This window comes from Nonomuraea sp. NPDC049309 (assembly GCF_043196965.1).
GTDB classification, from domain to species: domain Bacteria; phylum Actinomycetota; class Actinomycetes; order Streptosporangiales; family Streptosporangiaceae; genus Nonomuraea; species Nonomuraea fastidiosa.
In genome coordinates, this window is sequence record NZ_JBICSH010000001.1 from 2,324,357 (window position 1) to 2,342,706 (window position 18,350).

The 18,350-nt window shown below is 74.9% G+C and carries 5 protein-coding genes; 2 read left to right on the top strand and 3 right to left on the bottom strand.

From position 1 onward, the window contains the following. Window positions 1-56: 56 nt before the first annotated feature. From ACGFIM_RS10490 to ACGFIM_RS10500, 3 genes are read right to left on the bottom strand one after another with little or no spacing between them, the layout of a single operon-like run. Complete coding sequence (locus ACGFIM_RS10490) at window positions 57-1,007, bottom strand: threonine/serine dehydratase (RefSeq protein WP_393197776.1); 951 nt, start codon at window positions 1,005-1,007, stop codon at window positions 57-59. Beyond that, window positions 1,004-9,178 carry an amino acid adenylation domain-containing protein gene (locus ACGFIM_RS10495; protein ID WP_393197779.1) on the bottom strand — a complete coding sequence of 2,725 codons (8,175 nt, stop codon included), beginning with the start codon at window positions 9,176-9,178 and terminating at the stop codon, window positions 1,004-1,006. Before ACGFIM_RS10495 ends, ACGFIM_RS10490 begins: the two co-directional genes overlap by 4 nt. Beyond that, entirely contained in the window at window positions 9,175-13,962 is a 4,788-nt protein-coding gene (locus ACGFIM_RS10500) for an amino acid adenylation domain-containing protein (protein WP_393197782.1), read from the bottom strand. Before ACGFIM_RS10500 ends, ACGFIM_RS10495 begins: the two co-directional genes overlap by 4 nt. Window positions 13,963-14,716: 754 nt before the next feature. On the opposite strand from ACGFIM_RS10500, the gene ACGFIM_RS10505 reads away from it, so the two are divergent. After that, window positions 14,717-15,571 carry a hypothetical protein gene (locus ACGFIM_RS10505; protein ID WP_393197785.1) on the top strand — a complete coding sequence of 285 codons (855 nt, stop codon included), beginning with the start codon at window positions 14,717-14,719 and terminating at the stop codon, window positions 15,569-15,571. Continuing rightward, complete coding sequence (locus tag ACGFIM_RS10510; protein ID WP_393197788.1) at window positions 15,565-18,282, top strand: PQQ-binding-like beta-propeller repeat protein; 2,718 nt, start codon at window positions 15,565-15,567, stop codon at window positions 18,280-18,282. The genes ACGFIM_RS10505 and ACGFIM_RS10510 overlap by 7 nt, the downstream gene beginning before the upstream one ends. Window positions 18,283-18,350 lie beyond the last annotated feature (68 nt).

Here is an 18,350-nt window from a genome sequence, read left to right on the forward strand (position 1 = left end):
GCTTGCAAGTATTCCGTACGCGCCGGCCCCGCCCGGCCGCCACCGGTTCGCCGCCGCTAGCTCGCCGCCGCGCCGGAGGCGACGTTGCCGCCGGAGAGGATCGCGACCACCGGTCCCGGCGGCAGGGACGCCTGGTGGGTCAGGTAGGCGGCCGTGGCGACGGCCCCGCTGGGCTCGGCGCGCTCCCCCAGCTCCCGCTGGAGCAGGGCGGCGGCGGTGCCGATGGCGTCCTCGGTCACGGTGATCATGTCGTCGACGTACCGGTGGATGTGCTCCCAGGCCAGGGCGCCGAGCACGGGGGCGCGCAGCCCGTCGGCGCGGGTGCGGTAGGTGAGCTCCACCGGCCAGGCCGTACGCGTGCCGGAGCGGAAGCTGGCCGCACCGTCGGCGGCCAGCTCGGGCTCGACGCCGATCACCCGGATCGCCGGGTCGGCGGCCTTGACCGCGACCGCGATCCCGGCGAGCAGGCCGCCGTTGCAGACCGGCACCAGCACCGAGCCCGCGTCCGGCAGGTCCGCGGCGAGCTCGGCTCCGGCGCTGCCGTGCCCGGCGATGACGTCGAAGCCGTCGGAGCGGATGATCGTCGCGCCGAAGCGGTCGGACAGCGCCAGGCAGGCCTCCTCCCGCAGGGCGGGCGGCACGATCACGACCTCGGCGCCGAGCCGGCGGGCGGCGCTCACCTTCAGCTCAGGAGCGGTGTCGGGCAGCACGACGGTGGCCCGCACCCCCTGCTCGGCGGCGGCGTACGCGATGGCCTGGGCGTGGTTGCCCGAGGACTGCGCGATCACGTGCCGCACGCCGTGCCCGGCGAGCCGGACCACGGCGTTGACCGCGCCGCGGACCTTGAACGAGCGGGTCGGCTGCCGGTTCTCCGGCTTGACCCAGAGCCGCTCGCCGGGCAGCCGCAGCAGCGGGGTGCGCCGCACGTACGGCTGGATGCGGGCGCCCGCCGCCCGGATGTCATCGGCGGTGACGAGCCCCGTGCGCACCGCGCTTCCCGTGTTCACGCGCTCAGCACCCTCTCCTGAATGGCGTCCAGGTCGGCCGCGGCCTCGGCGGGCGGCGCGGCGTCGGGGACGCGGTCCTCCAGGTGGTGCAGCGGCCGGTACCACAGCCCCAGCAGTCCCCATATCACCAGGAAGACGCCGCTGGCCAGCAGCACCGCCGCCGCGCCGCCGCCCGGCCCGCCGGTGAAGCGCCCGGCCCACTCGGCCAGCGGGTCGGCGGCGAGGAAGCCGATCGGCTGCATCGCGGTGGCGATCATGATGTTCACCGCGAGCACCCGGCCCTGCAGCTCCTGGCCCACCTTGACCTGGATGATGGACAGCCAGTGCGCGTTGCCGATGCTCATGCACGCGAGCCGGATGAACAGGCCGGCCGCCACCAGCCACACGACCGGCCAGGCGCCCATGAGGATGACGCCGATCCCGGACCCGGCGACGAAGCCGATCATGCCGGTGGCGCGCCGCCTGGTGCCGCCCCACACCATGACCACGCCGGTGCCGATGGCCGCGCCGACGCCGCCGATGGCGGTCACCACACCGAGGTCGGCCGAGGTGCCGATGGCCAGCACGATCGGGGTGACGAGCACCCACATGAGCGCGGTGCAGAAGTTGACCACCGCGAAGTAGAGCGCCATCACCAGCAGCGGCCGCCGCCTGCGCAGGAAGCGCCAGCCGCCGGTGAGCGCCGCCGTGAACGTCTCCTCGCGCCGGTGGAAGAGCCGGTCGGGGAAGCGCACCAGCAGCAGCGTGACGACGCCGACCGCGAACGTGGCCACGTCAACGGCGACCACCGCCGACAGCCCGAACAGGCCGATCAGCGCGCCGCCCGCGAGCGGCGCGACCACGTTGCCGATGCCGAAGCCCACGTTGGCGAGTGCGTTGGCCTGCGGCAGGTACGGTTTCGGCACGAGCTGGGCGACCGCCGCCATCCAGGCGGGCTGCTGGAACGCCGACACGATCGAGGTGACGCCCACGATGAGGCAGACGTTCCAGAACTCCAGCCGCCCGGTGACGAGCAGCAGCACCAGCGCCACCATGGTGAGCCCGGACAGCGCGTCGCAGGCCAGCATGATCGTGCGCCGGTCGATCCGGTCGGCGAGCGCGCCGCCGAGCGGGGTGAGCAGCACGGCCGGGATCTGCGCCAGCATCGTGACCAGCGCGAGGTCCAGGATCTCGCCGCTGAGCTGGTAGGCCCACACGCCGAGCGCGAACGAGCTGAGCGCCGTGCCGAGCGCCGAGACGATCTGCCCGGTGGCGACCGTGTAGAAGGGCCGCAGGTTGGCGCGCTCGGGCGGGCGCACCGGGTCGGGCAAGTCGCCGGCCGCCCACCGGGTCAGGTGGCCGAGCACCAGGGCGGCCAGCGGCTCGGCCTGGTGGCGCAGGAAGTAGTGTCCCGCCCTCGGCAGCACGGCCCGTTCCACGCGGGGCGAGAAGGCCGCCCATTCGGCGTAGCGCTCCTCGTGGAGCTGCGTGGCGCGGTCGCGCTCGCCGACGAGGCTGAGTATGGGGGCGCGCAGCGGCGCCGCCTCGCCGGTCAATTCGCGGGTGAACCACTCCTGCGCCTGGTCGGCGTCGTGCCGCATGGCGCGTACGGCGGTGCGCTTGGCGGCCTCGTCCATGTCGTCGAGCAGCCCGCCGGAGGCGCGCAGCGCGTCGCGGAACATCCGGTCCGACACCCAGCGGTCGCCGCCGAACAGCCGCCTGATCGGTCCGGGCAGCCGTGCGGCGGGGAAGCTCGCGGCGGCGATCACGCCCAGTACCCGCACGCCGTCCGCCTCCAGGCGGCGGGCGAGCGCGACGGCGAGCGCGGAGCCCACGCAGTGGCCGTAGACCGCGACCGGTCCTGACGCGCTCTGCGTCACCTCGGCGGCCAGCCGGTCCGCCAGCTCCTCCAGCGGCAGGGGCGCTTCGCCGGGGCGTGCCGGGTCGTGTCCGGGCAGTTCGGCGGAGAGCACCTGCACCCGGTCGCCGAGCTCCTTGGCGAGCGGCTGGTAGACGGCCGCGGAGCCGCCGCCGTACGGCACGCACACCAGCGTGAACTCGCTGGCCCGCCCGCCGCCCAGGCGGTGCAGCAGCCCGCCGCCGGTCTCGGCGCCGTCCTCGCGGCCGAGGAAGGCGGCCAGCTCGGCGACCGACGGCCGGGTGAACAGGTCGATCACCCGCAGCCCGCGGCCGATCTCCTTGACCGCGCGGACCGCCGCGAACGAGTCGCCGCCGAGCGCGAAGAAGTCGTCGTCGGTCCCCACCCGCTCCACGTCGAGCACGCGGGCGAAGACCTCGGCGACCAGCTCCTCCTCCGGGGTGGCGGGCGCGGCGTAGGCGGCCTGCTCCGCCACCGGCTCGGGCAGGGCGGCCCGGTCGATCTTGCCGTTCGGGTTGAGCGGGAGCCGGTCGAGCGCCACGACGTGCGCGGGCACCATGTAGTCGGGCAGCCGCTCGCGCAGCGCCGAGCGCACCTCGGCCGCGTTCACGGTCGCGGGGGTCACCCACGCCGCGAGCTGCCTGGCCTTGCCCTCGCCGACGGGCAGCACGACCGCCTCGGCGACCTGGGGCAGCGCCCGCAGCGCCGTGGTGACCTCGCCCAGCTCCACGCGGTAGCCGCGCACCTTGACCTGGTCGTCCGCCCGGCCGCGGAACTCGATCCGCCCGTCGGAGGTGAGGCGCAGCAGGTCGCCGCTGCGGTAGCAGCGTCCGTCCCCGGTCAGCGGGTCGGGGACGAAGCGTTCCGCGGTCAGCTCGGGCCTGCCGATGTAGCCGCGGGTGACGCCGGGGCCGCCGACCACCAGCTCGCCGGGCACGCCGGGCGGCACGGGGCGCATCGCGGCGTCCACGAGGTGGCCGTGCACGCCGGGCAGCGGGCGGCCGAGCGGCACGATGCCGGTGCGCCGGTCGGCGGGGACCTCCTCGGTGTCGCACACCAGGCAGATCATCGTGGACTCGGTGTGGCCGTAGTGGCTCTGGATCCGCAGCCCCGGCCGGGCCGCCCTGGCCCGCTCGACCAGGTCCCACGGGCACGCCTCGCCCGCGAGGATCAGCAGCTCGCGCGGCAGCACGGCGGCCAGGTCGCCGCCCGAGGCCAGCAGCTCCAGGTGGCTCGGCACGCATTTGACGACGTCCACCCGGTGCTCGGCGAGGTAGCCGGCGAACGCGGCCGGGTCCATCGCGGTCTCGCGCGGCACCAGGTGCACCGTCCCGCCCGTGGTCAGGGCGCCGAACACGCAGGTCAGGCCGAAGTCGGCGGCGGGCGTGGAGACCACGGCGAACGACCCGCCGGGCACGCCGATGCGCGGCAGCATGCCGCCCAGGTAGTTGAGGACGCTGCGGTGCTCGGCGGCCACCGCCTTGGGCGTGCCGGTGGAGCCCGACGTGAAGATCACGTGGTGCAGGTGCCCGGGCCGTACGTCCACATCCGGCCGGGTGTCCGGCAGGGAGGGCGGCCGGTCGAGCGCCAGCACCCGCCTGCCCTCCCCGATGAGGGGCGCGAACTCGCTCACCGTCACCACGGCCCGCACCCCCGCGGCCTCCAGCATGGCGGCGATCCGCGCGGCCGGGTAGGCCGGGTCCATCGGCAGGTAGCCGCCGCCCGACTTCTGGATGCCGAACAGCGCGCAGGCCAGGTCGGCCCCCGGCTCCAGCAGCACGCCGACCGGTTCGTCGGCCCGCACGCCGGCGTCCATGAGCCAGTGTGCGATCCGGTTCGCGGCCGACTCCAGCTCGGCGTACGTCAGGGCCCGGTCGGCGCCCACCACCGCGAGGGCGCCGGGGGTCTCGTCCACCCAGCGCTCGATCAGGTGGTGCACCGCCCCTGCGGGCGGCTGCGGCGGCGGCCCGCCGTCGATGACCGGACCGGTGACCGGCTCCAGCGGCACCGCGCCCACCGGCGCGTCCAGGTCAGCGAGCAGCCCGTCGAGCAGCGCCGTGTACCAGCGGGTCAGCTTCTCCGCGGTGCCCGGCTCGAACAGGTCCGTCCGGTACGCGAGCCCGCCGCGCAGCGGCGTGCCCGGCCCCTCGTCGATGACGTGCCAGCTCAGGTCGAACTTGGTGGTCTGCTCGGGCAGCTGGATCTCGGAGGTCTCCAGGCCGGGCAGCTCCGGCCGCGCCACGCCGGAGATGTAGTTGAGCATCACCTGGAACAGCGGCGTGGCCGCGAGGTTCCGCTCCGGCCGCAGCCGGTCCACCACCCGGTCGAACGGCGTGCCGGCGTGCGCGAGCGCGCCCAGCGCGGACTCCCGCGCGCGGGCCAGCAGGTCGCGCCCGGTCGGGTCGCCGCCCACGTCGGTCCGTACAACGACCGTGTTGAGGAAGCAGCCCACCACGCCTTCGGTGTCCGGGTGGTCGCGGCCGGAGACCGGCACGCCGACCGCGATGTCCGCGCTCGCCGACAGCCTGGCGAGCAGCGCCTGCAGCCCGGCCAGCAGCACGATGAACGGCGTGGAGCGGTAGGCGGCGGCCACCGACCTGATCCGCTCGCTGAGCCCGGCCGGCAGCTCCAGGTCGAGCTGGGCGCCGCCGGGGCCTGGCACGGCGGGGCGCGGCCGGTCGGTGGGCAGGTCGAGCACCGGCGGCAGGCCGTCCAGCCGCTCGGCCCACCAGTCCAGGTCGGCCGGGTCGGGCACGGGCGACACCTCGGCGTACTGCGCGGGCGGCGGGCCGAGCGGCGGGCGCAGGCCGAGGCGGGCGGCGTACAGGCCGGACAGCTCCTCCAGCAGCAGGCCGCGCGTCCAGGCGTCGGTGGCGATGTGGTGGAAGGTGAGCGAGAGCACGTGCTCGTCGTCATCGACCGTCAGCAGCGTCGCGCGCATGGGCGGCTCGCGGTCCAGCGTGAACGGGGTCGCGAGGTGCGCGGCCAGCACGTCCTCGACCTGCGACCGGTCCGCGCGCTCGGTGGAGATCGGCACCTCGGCGGCGTCCCGCACCACCATCACGGGCTCGGGTCCCGAGTCGTCCACGACGCTGCGCAGGACGTGGTGCCGCTCGGCGAGGTCGCGTACCGCGCCCAGCAGCGCCTCCTCCCGCAGCGGGCCGCGGATCCGCAGCGCGATCGGGACGTTGTAGGCGCTGCTGTCCGGTTCGAGCTGCGCCAGGAACCACAGCCTGGCCTGCACCCCGGACAGCGGCACCGGCCCGTCCACCGGCGCGCGCCGCGCCCGCGCGGCGGCGGCCGGCCGCGGGAGCGCGGCGGCCAGGTCGGACAGCACCGGGTGCTCGAACAGCAGCCGCACCGGCACCGCCGCGCCCAGCCGCTCGCGCAGCCGCCCGGCCACCCGGGTCGCGGCGAACGAGTGCCCGCCGAGCGCGAAGAAGTCGTCGTCCGCCCACACCTCGGCGAGGCCCAGCACTTCGGTCCAGATCTCGCCCACCAGGCGCTCGGCGGGGGTGCCGAGCGGCACCCGCACGGCGGGCGCGGCCTCGGGCTCGGGCAGGGCGGCCCGGTCTACCTTGCCGTTCGGGGTGAGCGGCAGAGCATCGAGCACGCCGATCGCCGCCGGCACCATGTAGTCGGGCAGCCGCTCGCGCAGCGCCGAGCGCACCTCGGCGGCGTTCACCGTCGCCGGGGTCACCCAGGCCGCCAGGCGCCGCTCCAGGCCGGAGCCGACCGGCTGCACGTACGCCTCGGCGACCTGCGGCAGGGCCCGCAACGCCGCGACGACCTCGCCCAGCTCGACGCGGAAGCCGCGCACCTTCACCTGGTCGTCGATGCGGCCCAGGAACTCGATCAGTCCGTCACCGGTGACCCTGACGCGGTCGCCGGTGCGGTACCAGCCGCCGGTGAAGCGCTCCGCGGTGAGGTCGGGGCGGCCCAGGTAGCCGCGCGCCACGCTGGGCCCGCCGATCCACAGCTCCCCCGGCACGCCGGGCGGCAGCGGCCGTCCTGACGGGTCGGCCACCCGGCACACGACGTCGGCCAGCGGGCGGCCCAGCGGCGCCCGTCCCGGGGCGCTCTCGCTCGCGTCGCAGGCCAGCACCGACACCGTGGTCTCGGTGGGGCCGTAGTGGATCTGCACCTCCAGGTCCGGCCGCGCCTCCTTGACGCGCGCCACCAGGTCCGCGGGCACGGCCTCGCCGGCCAGGATCAGCAGCTTGTCCGGCAGCGCGTCCGTGCCGAGGAGTTCGAGCTGGCTGGGCACCATCTTGATCGCGTCCACCGGGTGCTCCGCCAGGCGGGCGGCGAACGCGGCCGGGTCGGTGGCCGTCTCGTGGTCGATCAGGTGGAGGGTGGCGCCCGTGGTCAGCGCGCACCACACGTTCGTCATGCCCAGGTCGGCGGCGGCGGTGGAGACCAGCGCGAACGAGGTCAGCCCCGCGGGGAGCACCCCGGCCACCGCGCCGAGATAGTGCGTGATGTGGCGGTGCTCGACCGCGACCCCCTTCGGCCGCCCGGTCGAGCCCGAGGTGTAGATCACGTACGCCAGGTGCTCCGGCCGCACGTCCACGCCGGGGCGTTCGGCCGGAGCGTCCATGGCGGCGGCGAGCTCGGCTTCGGTGAGCACGATCCGCGCCCCGGCGTCGGCCACCACCGCCTGGTTGCGCCGCTCCGGATAGACCGGGTCGAGCGGCAGGTAGGCCGCGCCCGCCTTGAGCACGCCGAGCATGGCGACCACCAGCTCGGGCCGCCGCTCGAGCAGCACGCCGACCGGCTCGTCAGGGCGCACCCCGCGCTCCAGCAGCCAGTGGGCCACCCGGTTGGCGCGGCGGTCCAGCTCCGCGTAGCTGAGCGTGCCGACCGCGAGCGCATCGGGGCGGGCGTCGGCCACCCGCTCGACCAGCGCGTGCAGCGGCACGTCCACGGGCAGGTCCGCGGCCGGGCCGCGCAGGTCGTCCCCGGCCGGCAGCCGCACGGGCGCGTCCGGGTCGGTGAGCATGCCGTCGAGCAGCTCCAGGTACCAGCCGGCGAGCCGGCGCGCGGTCGCCTCGTCGTACAGGTCGGTGCGGTAGCGCAGCTCGCCGGAGAAGCGGGCGCCGTCGTCGCCGAGCTCGATGTTCAGGTCGAACTTCGCGGTCGGCGCGGGCAGCGGCACCTCCTCCACGCGCAGTCCCGGCAGCGACAGCGGCGCGCCGGTGTCGTAGACGTTGAGCATCACCTGGAACAGCGGCGTGACCGCGAGGTTCCGCTCCGGCTGCAGCCGCTCCACGACCCGCTCGAACGGCGTGCCGGCGTGCGCGTACGCGTCCAGCGCCGCCGTGCGGGCCCGCGCCAGCAGCTCGGCGCCGGTCGGGTCGCCCGAGGTGTCGCCGCGCACCACCAGCGTGTTGACGAAGCAGCCGACCACCCGCTCGGTGTCGGGGTGGTGGCGGCCCGCGTGCGGCACGCCCACGGCGATGTCGTCCACGCCGGACAGGCGGCTCAGCAGCGCCTGCAGCCCGGCGAGGAACACCATGAAGGGCGAGGTCCCCGGTACCGCGCGGATCTTCGCCGCCAGCTCCTCCGGCACCTCCAGCGGCACCGCCGCGCCCTCCCATCCGGGGACGGACGGGCGGGGGCGGGCGAGCGGCAGGTCGAGCACCGGCGGCAGGCCCGCCAGGTGCTCCGCCCACCAGTCGAGGCCGGTGTCCTGCCGCCCGGCCTCCCACGCCGCGACGTCCGCGTACTGCAGGGCGGGGGCTTCGGGGGCCGGCTCCAGGCCGAGGCGGGCGGCGTACAGGCGGGCGAGGTCGTCCAGCAGCACGCGCTCCGACCAGGCGTCGGTGGCGATGTGGTGCAGGGTGAGCGCGAGCACGCACTCGTCGTCGCCGAGCCGGAACACCGTGGCCCGCAGGGGCGGCTCGGCGTCCAGCCGGAACGGCCGCCAGGCGTGCGCGGTCAGCTCGCGCTCCAGCTCGGCCGCCTCCACGTCCACCACGGGCACCGGCACGGTGGCGACGGGGCGGACCCGTCCGTCGGAGATGACGCCGCGCAGGATCCAGTGCCGCTCGGCGAGGTCCGCCACCGCGCCGGTGAGCGCGGCGAGGTCCACCGGGCCGCGCAGCCGCAGCGCCAGCGGCACGTTGTAGGCGGGCGTGTCCGGCTCCAGCTGGGCCAGGAACCACAGCCGCTCCTGGGCCGGCGACAGCGGCATGTCCGCGGCGTGCGTCGCCGGGATGCCTTGCGGCGCCGCCTGCTCGGCCTGCTTGAGCGCGGCGGCGAGCCTGGAGCGGACGAGCCCGGAGATCCGGTCGTCACGTACCTCGGTCATCCCTCGTTCCCCTCCATCAGCTCGGCGGCCAGCAGCTCCTCGAGCGCGGCGGCGAAGTCGGCGAGCACCGGGCGGTCGAACAGCAGCCGCACCGGCACCGGGATCTGCAACATCTCGCGCAGGCGCGCGGCCACCCTGGTCGCGGCGAACGAGGCGCCGCCGAGGGCGAAGAAGTCGTCGCCGGCCCAGACCTCGGGCCGTTCGAGCACCTCGGCCCAGACGGCGGCCACCAGGCGCTCGGCGTCGGTGGCGGGCGCGACCCGCTCCCGCTCGGGTCCGGTGTCCGGCTCGGGCAGTGCGGCGCGGTCCACCTTGCCGTTGGGCAGCGTGGGCAGGGCGGGCAGCGCGACCCAGCGGCGCGGCACCATGTGGGCGGGCAGCGTGGCCCTGGCGTGCCGCTCGATCGCGGCCAGGTCCGCCGTCTCCGGCGCGACGTAGCCGACCAGATGGGCGTCCGCGCCGGTGCCCGCCACGGTCACCGCGACCTCGGCGAGCTCGCGCAGCACGGCCTCGATCTCGCCCGGCTCGATCCGGTACCCGCGGACCTTCACCTGGTGGTCGCGGCGGCCGTGGAACTCCAGCGTCCCGTCGGGCCGCCACCGCGCCAGGTCGCCCGTGCGGTAGGCGCGGCCGCCCGGCGTGAACGGGTCGGCCACGAACGCGGCCTCGGTCAGATCGGGCCGCCCCCGGTAGCCGCGCGCCACGCCAGCGCCGCCCAGCAGCAGCTCGCCGACCTCGCCCGGCGGCACCAGGCGCAGCCGCGCGTCCACCACGTACGCCCGCTCGCCCGGCATCGGCGACCCGATCGGCACCCGCTCGCCCTCGCGGCCGCGCACCCGGTGCAGGGTCGAGGTGACGGTGGTCTCGGTGGGGCCGTAGGCGTTCCACAGCTCGCCGGTGCGCAGCAGGATCTGCTCGGCCAGCGCCGGGTCCAGGGTCTCGCCGCCGACCACGGCGCGCAGCCCCGGTCCGCCCGTCCAGCCGGCCGCCAGCAGCATCCGGTACGAGGTCGGCACCAGGTCGATCACCGTGGCGCCGCTCGTGGTGATCAGCTCGGCCAGCGCGTGCCCGTCGGTGGCCGTGGTCCTGTCCACCACCACCGACGTGCCGCCGGCGGTCAGGACGCTCCACAGCTCGGACGCCGAGGCGTCGAAGCTCAGCGGCGCGACCGCGGGCTGCACGTCATCCGGGCCGAGGCGGAGCGTCGTGATCATGCCGTGCACGAGGGCGGCCAGGCCGCCGTGGGTGACCTCGACGCCCTTGGGGGCACCGGTGGAGCCCGAGGTGTAGATCACGTACGCCAGGTCGGCGGGGCTCATCTCCGGCAGGGCGGCGCGCGGGCCCTCGGCGAGCAGGTCCGCATCGAGCGTCACCTGCGGACCGGGCGTCGCCTGATCGCCGGGCGCTCCGGCCGCGCCGGGCGCCGTCTGCGCGCCGTCCGTCGTCGCCTCCGCGGGTGATCCGCCGCGGGTGAGCACCACGCGGGCGCCCGCGTCCGCGGCCAGCAGGCGCAGCCGCTCCTCCGGAAGATCGGGGTCCAGCGGCAGGTACGCCGCCCCGGCCCGCCACACGCCCAGCAGCACCGCGGGCAGCATCCGGTCCCGCGGCACGCGGACGCCGACCACGTCGCCCCGCGACACCCCGTGCGCGAGCAGCCCGGCCGCGATGCGGTCGGCGCGGTCGTTCAGCTCGGCGTGGCTCAGCCTCGCGCCGTCCGGGCCGACCACCGCCGTGCCCGTCGCGTGGGAGGCGAGGGCCACCGGCACCGGCGGCAGGTCGCCCGGCAGCTCCGGCCCGGCCGCGCGGGCCAGCAGCGCGGCGCGCTCGTCCGGGCTGACCCGCTCGAACGCGCTGATCGCCCGGTCCGGCTCGGCCACCGCGCTGCGCAGCAGCCACAGCAGCCGGTCGAGGTACGCCTCGGCCTCCTGCCGGCCGAGCAGCGCGAGCGCGTACTCCAGGTGCAGCTCGAAGCCCTCGGCCGTACGGTTGACGAGGACGCTGAACTCGTGCACCGCCGCGCCCGCGCCCACCTCGGTGAGCAGGTCGAGGCGTCCGGCGCTGACCGGCACCTCGGCGTGCTGCATGGCCAGCAGCACCGGTGCGCGGGGCAGGTCGGCGGGCGGGACCTCCTGGTGCACCAGCGCCCGCGTCGCGGCCTCGCCGGCCTGCCTGACCAGGTCGCGGAAGGCGGGCGCGGCGTCCGTGCGCAGCCGTACCGGCACCGTGTCGATGAGGGGCCCGATGACCCGGGCCAGCTCCGGCGCGGCGCGGCGCGCGGCCACCATGCCGATCAGCGTGTCCGGCTCCCCCGAGGCCAGGGCGAGCGCGGCCAGGTACACCGCGTACGGGGTCGTGCCGCACGCGCGCGCCAGCGCGGCCACGGCGTCGACGAACTCCCCGGGCAGCGGCCTGATCACCCGGTCCGTCGCCAGGTCGGCGGGCGGCGGCCCGGCGACCGGCGCTCCCGCCAGCTCGTCGCGCCAGAACTCGCGCAGCCCGGCGAGGTCGGGCCGGTCCTCCTGCTCGCGTACCGCCACGTCGCCGAGCTGCACCGCGGGCTCGGGGACGGGCTCGCCGTCCAGCTCGGCGGCCAGCTCCTCCATCAGGACACCGACAGAACCGCCGTCGAAGGCCAGGTGGTCGGTCACCAGCACCAGCTCGGCCGTGCCGTCCCCCACCGGGCACAGGCTCGCGCGCAGCAGCGGCACCTCGCTCGTCACGTCGAACACGTGCTCCGCCGCGACCCGCGCCGCCTTCACCGGGTCCGTGCCCGCCGGGTGCTCGGTCAGGGGGACGGCGGCCGGCGGGTGCACGATCGCGTACGGCACGCCGTCGTCGCCGGTGGCGACCGTGCTGCGCAGGGACTCGTGCCGGCGGACGATCGCGTCCAGCGCGGCGCGCAGCGGCCCGCTCCCGTCCAGGTCGCGCACCCGCAGCCGGACCGGCACCGTGGTGACCGGGCTGCCCGGGTGAAGCTGGCGCAGCGTCCAGAACTCGCGCTGCGCGGCGGTGAGCGGGTGCCGGGTCGCGCCGGTCCGCCGCACCGGCGCGGAACCCGGCTCGCGCAGGCGCGCCGCCAGCCCGGCCGCGGTCGGCTCGGTCAGGAACGCCGCCAGCGGCACGGTGTACCCGAGCCGCCGCGACAGCTCGGTCACCACCCGGGCGGCGGCGAGCGAGTGCCCGCCCAGGTCGGGGAACCGGTCGTACACCCCCACTTCGGGCAGGCCGAGCACGTCCGCGATCACCTCGGCCACCTGGCGCTCGTCGTCCGTGCGCGGCGCGACCGGCGCGTCGCTTCCCGTACGCGCGGGGCGCAGCTTGGGCAGGGCCGCGCGGTCCACCTTGCCCATGGGGGCGATCGGCAGCTCGTCGGTCACGCCGATCCTGGCCGGGACCAGGTAGTCGGGCAGCCGCTCGCGCAGCCAGTCGCGCAGCTCGGGCTCGCTCGCGCCGGGGGCCTCCACGTGCCCGACGAGGTAGGCGATGCCGTCGTCGTCGGTGTGCGCGAGCACGACCGCGCGGCGCACGGCGGGGTGGCGTTCCAGTGCCGACTCGACCTCGCCCAGCTCCACCCGGAAGCCGCGGATCTTCACCTGGTCGTCGGCGCGGCCCACGTAGTGCAGCTCGCCGTCCACCCGGCGGACCAGGTCGCCGCTGCGGTAGACGCGGGAGCCGTCCGGCTCGGTGCGGAACGCGTCCGACTCGTGGCCGAGGTAGCCGCGGGTCACGCCGGGCCCGCCGATCCACAGCTCGCCCACCTCGCCGTCGGGGACCGGCCTGCCGTCGGCGTCGCGCACGCTGAGCACCGCGTTCGCCATGGGCCCGCCCAGCGGCGGATCACCCTTGTGGTCTCGGGTGACCTCGTACAGGGTGCTGCCGGTCGTGCACTCGGTCGGGCCGTACATGTTGAGCACGCGGCGCACGCCCGGGTTCTCGAAGATGCGCGCCACCAGGCCGGCGGTCAGCCGCTCACCGCCGGACAGCACCATGCGCACGCCCTCCGGCAGCGGCTCGCGCAGCAGCACTGACAGCGCTGACGGAACGCCGAACACCGTGCGCACCTCGTCGCGGGCGGGCAGCGTGGGCAGCGACAGGACGTTGTCCGCCATGATCACGGTGCCGCCCGAGGTCAATGGCGTGAAGATCTGGGTGATCGAGGCGTCGAAGCAGATGGAGGAGCCGGCCAGCATGCCGCTCAACTCCTCTGCCGTGTAGGCGGAGGCCTCCCAGCGCACCAGGTTCAGCGTGTTGCGGTGCTCCACGACCACGCCCTTGGGGCGGCCGGTGGAGCCGGAGGTGTAGATGACGTACGCGGCGTCGGACGGCTCGCCGGGCACGTCGGGCCCGCGCTCGGCGGGCGTCGTCTCGTCGGCGAGCACGGTCTCGGCCCCTGTCAGCGACGCGGTCTCCCGCCGGGCCGCCGAGGTGACCACCACGCCCGCACCGGAGTCCTCGGCCATGAAACGTAACCGCTCCGCCGGGTAGGCCGGATCCAGCGGCACGTACGCCGCCCCCGCCTTCAGCACCCCGATCAGCGCCGGGACCAGCCACTCGTCCCGGTCAAGACAGATTCCCGCGAGGTCGCCGCGTCCGACGCCCCGGGCGGCCAGGGCGTTGGCGACCCCGTTGGCCATGCGGTCGACCTCGGCGTAGGTCAGCCGGGTCGTGCCCGCGACGACGGCGACGCGATCGGGCGTGCGCCGGCACTGCGCCTCCAGGGCCTCGTGGAGACGGCCGGGCAGGTCTGCGGGAGGGCGGTTCGCGCCCGTCACAGGGGTGTTCATGTGTCCTCTTTCCAGCAAGGGTCAAACGTGCCCGGATGGGCGGTCGCGAACGGGTCCGCTCCTCGGGAACGACACGCGGGCCATGGCGAGGTCGTCGCCGGCTGCACGAGGTCGCGCGGGCGGTCCAGCGTCGCGAATTCGGCGCGACCGTACGCCGCGCGGGGGTGTCCTCCTCGGGGTCATCTGCTCTCCGCAGACGATCATTATGCTCCGGGATGGGGGCATGTGATCAGGTCTGTCTCCTACGTGTGACCTGCGAAAATCCTTGCTGAGACATCAACTTTGAGTCAGGACAGATCGGACAGACGTCAACGAGCCGGGCAGCGTCAGGCGCACGATCCCGGCACCCCGACACAGAGCCGTTCTCATCGGAGCCGCGGCGCACCCGACGAACGGCCGGAGGCGGTGTGCGGTCTCGCGATCACGCTCGAAAAGCGGACGGATTTATCATGCTCGCCGGAATCATTCGGAAATGGGGAGATCAGGCTCGCCGAACCCGGGCGCCATTTCGTCCATACGGATGGATTCCGCCGCCCATTCGACGGCCGGACCACACGAGCCGAGACCCGATCCACCTGGCACTTCACGTCCGGCTTGACCGCTGCCCACGCGACCACCAAAACAATAAAAATGATGACATTGGGCATTATCAGAGCATTATCTTGATGCGTTCGACGGGCTTGATGGCCGGCGCGCCGCAACGCTATACAGGTGTCACACCAAGCGGTGCCCCGCCATTCCCAGGGAGAACTCCATGGCCAGAGCACGTCAGAAAAGGCGTGCCGCACCCACCCGCGCGAAGGAGGCCGAGGAGGGACGCTGGACGGCCGTGGGGAGGTGGTCGGCGGGGATACTCAGCGCCGTGATCATCGCGGCGATCGGCGCCGTCATCACCGCGTGGGTCAACGCGCGCGGTCCCGCCGCGGTCGATCGGCTCAGCGGCGGGCCGCCCATCAAGGTCGGCCACGTGGCCGTCGACCGCTCCCAGCACGAGATCGCCCTGGGCAGGCCGGTGACCGATCCCGGAGAACGAGCGGTCCTGCGGAGCAACGCGTCCGGCGCGCGGCACGACGCGGTCATGGCCCGCCACCAGGCGGCCCCCATCGAAGAGGCGGCGGTGACGGTCGTCCTCACCGGGAACCGCAGCAGCCTGCGCATCGTCGACATCGAGCCGCGCATCCTCGATCGCGGGCCCGTCGCGGACGGCGCGCTGCTGATCTACAGCTCCGGCGGAACGACCGACACCATCGAACTGTCCGCGGATCTCGACACGCCGGTTCCCCGCTTCGTGACCGCGGCGGACCGGAAGACCCCGTACTTCAGGAAGAAGCAGATCGACCTGAAACGGGACGAGCGGGTCACGCTCTCCCTGTCGGTCAAGGGCAAGGCGGCGTCCTACGCCTTCGATCTCCTGGTCACCGTGCTCGCCGAGGACCGGACCGAGCAGGTGAGCGTCAAAGGGCCGGACGGAGGCCCGTTCCGGGTGACCGGCCTCGCCGGCACGTACCGCTCCTACTACGCCGTCTCCCCGCTCGGCGGCTGGCAGCCCATCTCCAACGCGGAAGCATGTGCGATGGGCCGGCAGAGCCACAAGAGGGCGGCATGCTGAGCCGGCGTCGCGTGGCCGGAGTGCTGCTCGCGGTGGCGGTGCCGGCGTGCGCGGCGGGGGACGCGCCGTGGCGGCGGCTCGTCCCCGTCGAGTGGCGTGCGGTGTGGTCGGTGTCCGCGAACGCCGACATCGACCAGACGTACGGCACCCCGCGTTTCGCCGCGTCCGGCCCTGCCGTCGCCATGGCCGCGCGCGAGAACACCGTCCAGATCCGCGATTCCCGCACCGGTGAGCTCCGGCGCACCATCCCCGCCGGCCCGTCCCCGTCCACGATCGTCACCGGCGTGTGGATCGCCGCGGGCACGCTGGTCGTGGCCCGCCGGCGGCCGGATGCCACCGGCCACACCCTCACCGGTCATGACCTGGCCACAGGCCGGGTGCTGTGGCGGCGCGCGATCACCGTCTCCACCGAGCCGGCCGTGCGGGACGACGTCGGTGCGTACGACGGCCCGCGGATCCTGGTGACCGAGCGCGGCGTCGTGGTGTTCGAACGCTCGGCCGACCCGCTCGACATCCGGGCCCTCGACCTCAGCACCGGGGCGGACACGGCGCGGGCGACGTACGGGCAGGGCTGCCACCTGACGAGTGCCGGGACCGCCCGGTCGGTGACGCTGCTCAGCGGCTGCAAGGAGAACGGGCTCCGGCTCACCTCGATCGATCCGCGCACGCTGCGTCATCGGTGGAGCCGGACGCTGTCGGCGCCGTCCACGCGGTCGTACGCCGACCTCGCGATCGGCCTGACGACCGACGCCGAAGGTCACACGCATGTCCTGACCGGCTCCAGCGGCTCCTTCCACGGACCTGACGGCCGCCCGCTGCCGCGTGCGCGGGAGGCCGGATCCATCACGAGCCCGGAGCGCTGGTCTCCACCGCTCTACGCCGGAACTCTCTCGGCCGCGGCCGGCCCCGGGGGAGCCCCACGGCAGGCGGGCTGGCCATTGCCCGCCTACTTGATCTCCGTCGACCCCGGGACGGGACGGCTCGGCGGGCTGCCGATCGATCAGCCCTTCACCCAGGCGTCCCTCGCCGGGGTGGTCACGAACATGGCCTTCGTGCACGGCAAGTGGCCAGGTGGCGGCCGGATCACCGCGTACAGGCTGATCTACGGCCCGCCTCGCGAGCGCTCCTGGTTCGGCGGAGTCCCGGCGAGCGCCTGGCCGGATGCCTGTGGCCTGCTGACCGAGCGCGATCTGTCCCTGGTCGCGGACGGCTACCGCGCGGTCCCCGGGTCCGTCGGCCCACCGGGGAAAGCCGGGAGATGCGACTGGGTGCCGCCCGGGGACGGCGACCCCGTCGTCTCGCTCTCGGTGGAATGGGTGTCGCCGTCGGACGCCGGTGCGCGCCGGTTGTTCGCTCGCGACGAGCACGTCATCAGAGCGACCGACCACGTCGATCCCACCGCCGAGAGCCCGGGATCTCTCACCTACACCGTGGATGGGACGAACGGGTACCACGGCGGGACGCTCATGAACGTGGGCCCCGTCATCGTCCGGTTGACCTCTCCGTCGCGGCAGGCGGTACGGCTCCTCTCCCCGTTGCTGCGGAACCAGCTGCTCGCCCGTTACCGCCCAGGCGCTCCCGTCCCCGTTCCCGCGCACGCGGACGGCTGGAGCCACCCGACGGACGCGATCGTCCACGCCGGGCCGGTGGTGACCGGCGGCGTGGCATACGCCACCAGCGGCGACGGCACGGTGACCGCGCTGGACGCCGCCTCGGGCGCGCGGCGGTGGCGTTTCCCGACGGGCGGCGTCATCCATCACGGCCATGTGGTCGTGGACGGCACCGTGTACGCCGCGAACGAGTCCGGCCACCTGGTCGCGCTGGACACCGCCACCGGCCGCCCGAGGTGGAGCCGCAGGCTGCTCGTCGTCAGCGACCTCGCCGGTGCGGGAGGCCGCCTGTACGCCTGGACGAGGCGCTCCCACGTGGAGACGACGCCCGAGCTCGTGGCGCTGAGCCGGGCCACGGGCGAGAGGTTGTGGACGTTCCGGCCGAAGGGTCTCTTCCCCGTCACGCCCTATCTCGTTCTCATGGGCGATGCCGTCCACGTCGGCGGCGGGAACGGCATGGTGGACACGCTGGAGGCCGCCTCGGGAGCCCGGAAGTGGCGCGCTCGAGCCGGCGGCGCCACGGACTTCATCCACCTGACGCGCAGCGGCGCGGTGCTCTATGCCGCGAGCGCCAGGGGCGAGGTGCGCGCCCTGGACGCCGCCACCGGAGCACTCCTGTGGCGCACCGCCATCGGCGCCTCCATCGGCTTCCGGCCCGTGGTGACCGGCGGGCGGCTGTACCTCGGCGACAGGGAGGGCACGACGTACGTGCTGGACGCCGCCTCCGGCAAGCCGCTGTGGAACCACCACACGACCGGCGGCGCATTCCCGTACAACTGGGCCATCGCAGTGGCCCGGGGGCGCGCGTACATCAGCGGCATGGACGGCAGGCTGCACGCGCTCGACGCCGCCACCGGCGCATCGCGCTGGACCTTCCCCCTGGGCCGGGACCGGGGAACCGGCCCTGTGGTGGCGGACGGGACCGTGTACATCGGGGACGACGAGGGCACGCTGCACGCGCTCGACGCCGTTACCGGCGTCGAGCGGCGGAGCTTCCGCGCCGGTGGCCGCATCACCACCGAACCCGTCGTGACCGGCGGTTCCGTCTTCGTCGGCAGCTCGAACGGCAACGTGTACGGGTTTCCCGTCCCGGCCCCCTGAGCGGGTGGCTTCACCCCCTCCGGCCCCGTGCGCGACCGGCTGCGGCTGCGCGAGGCCATCGAGGTGGT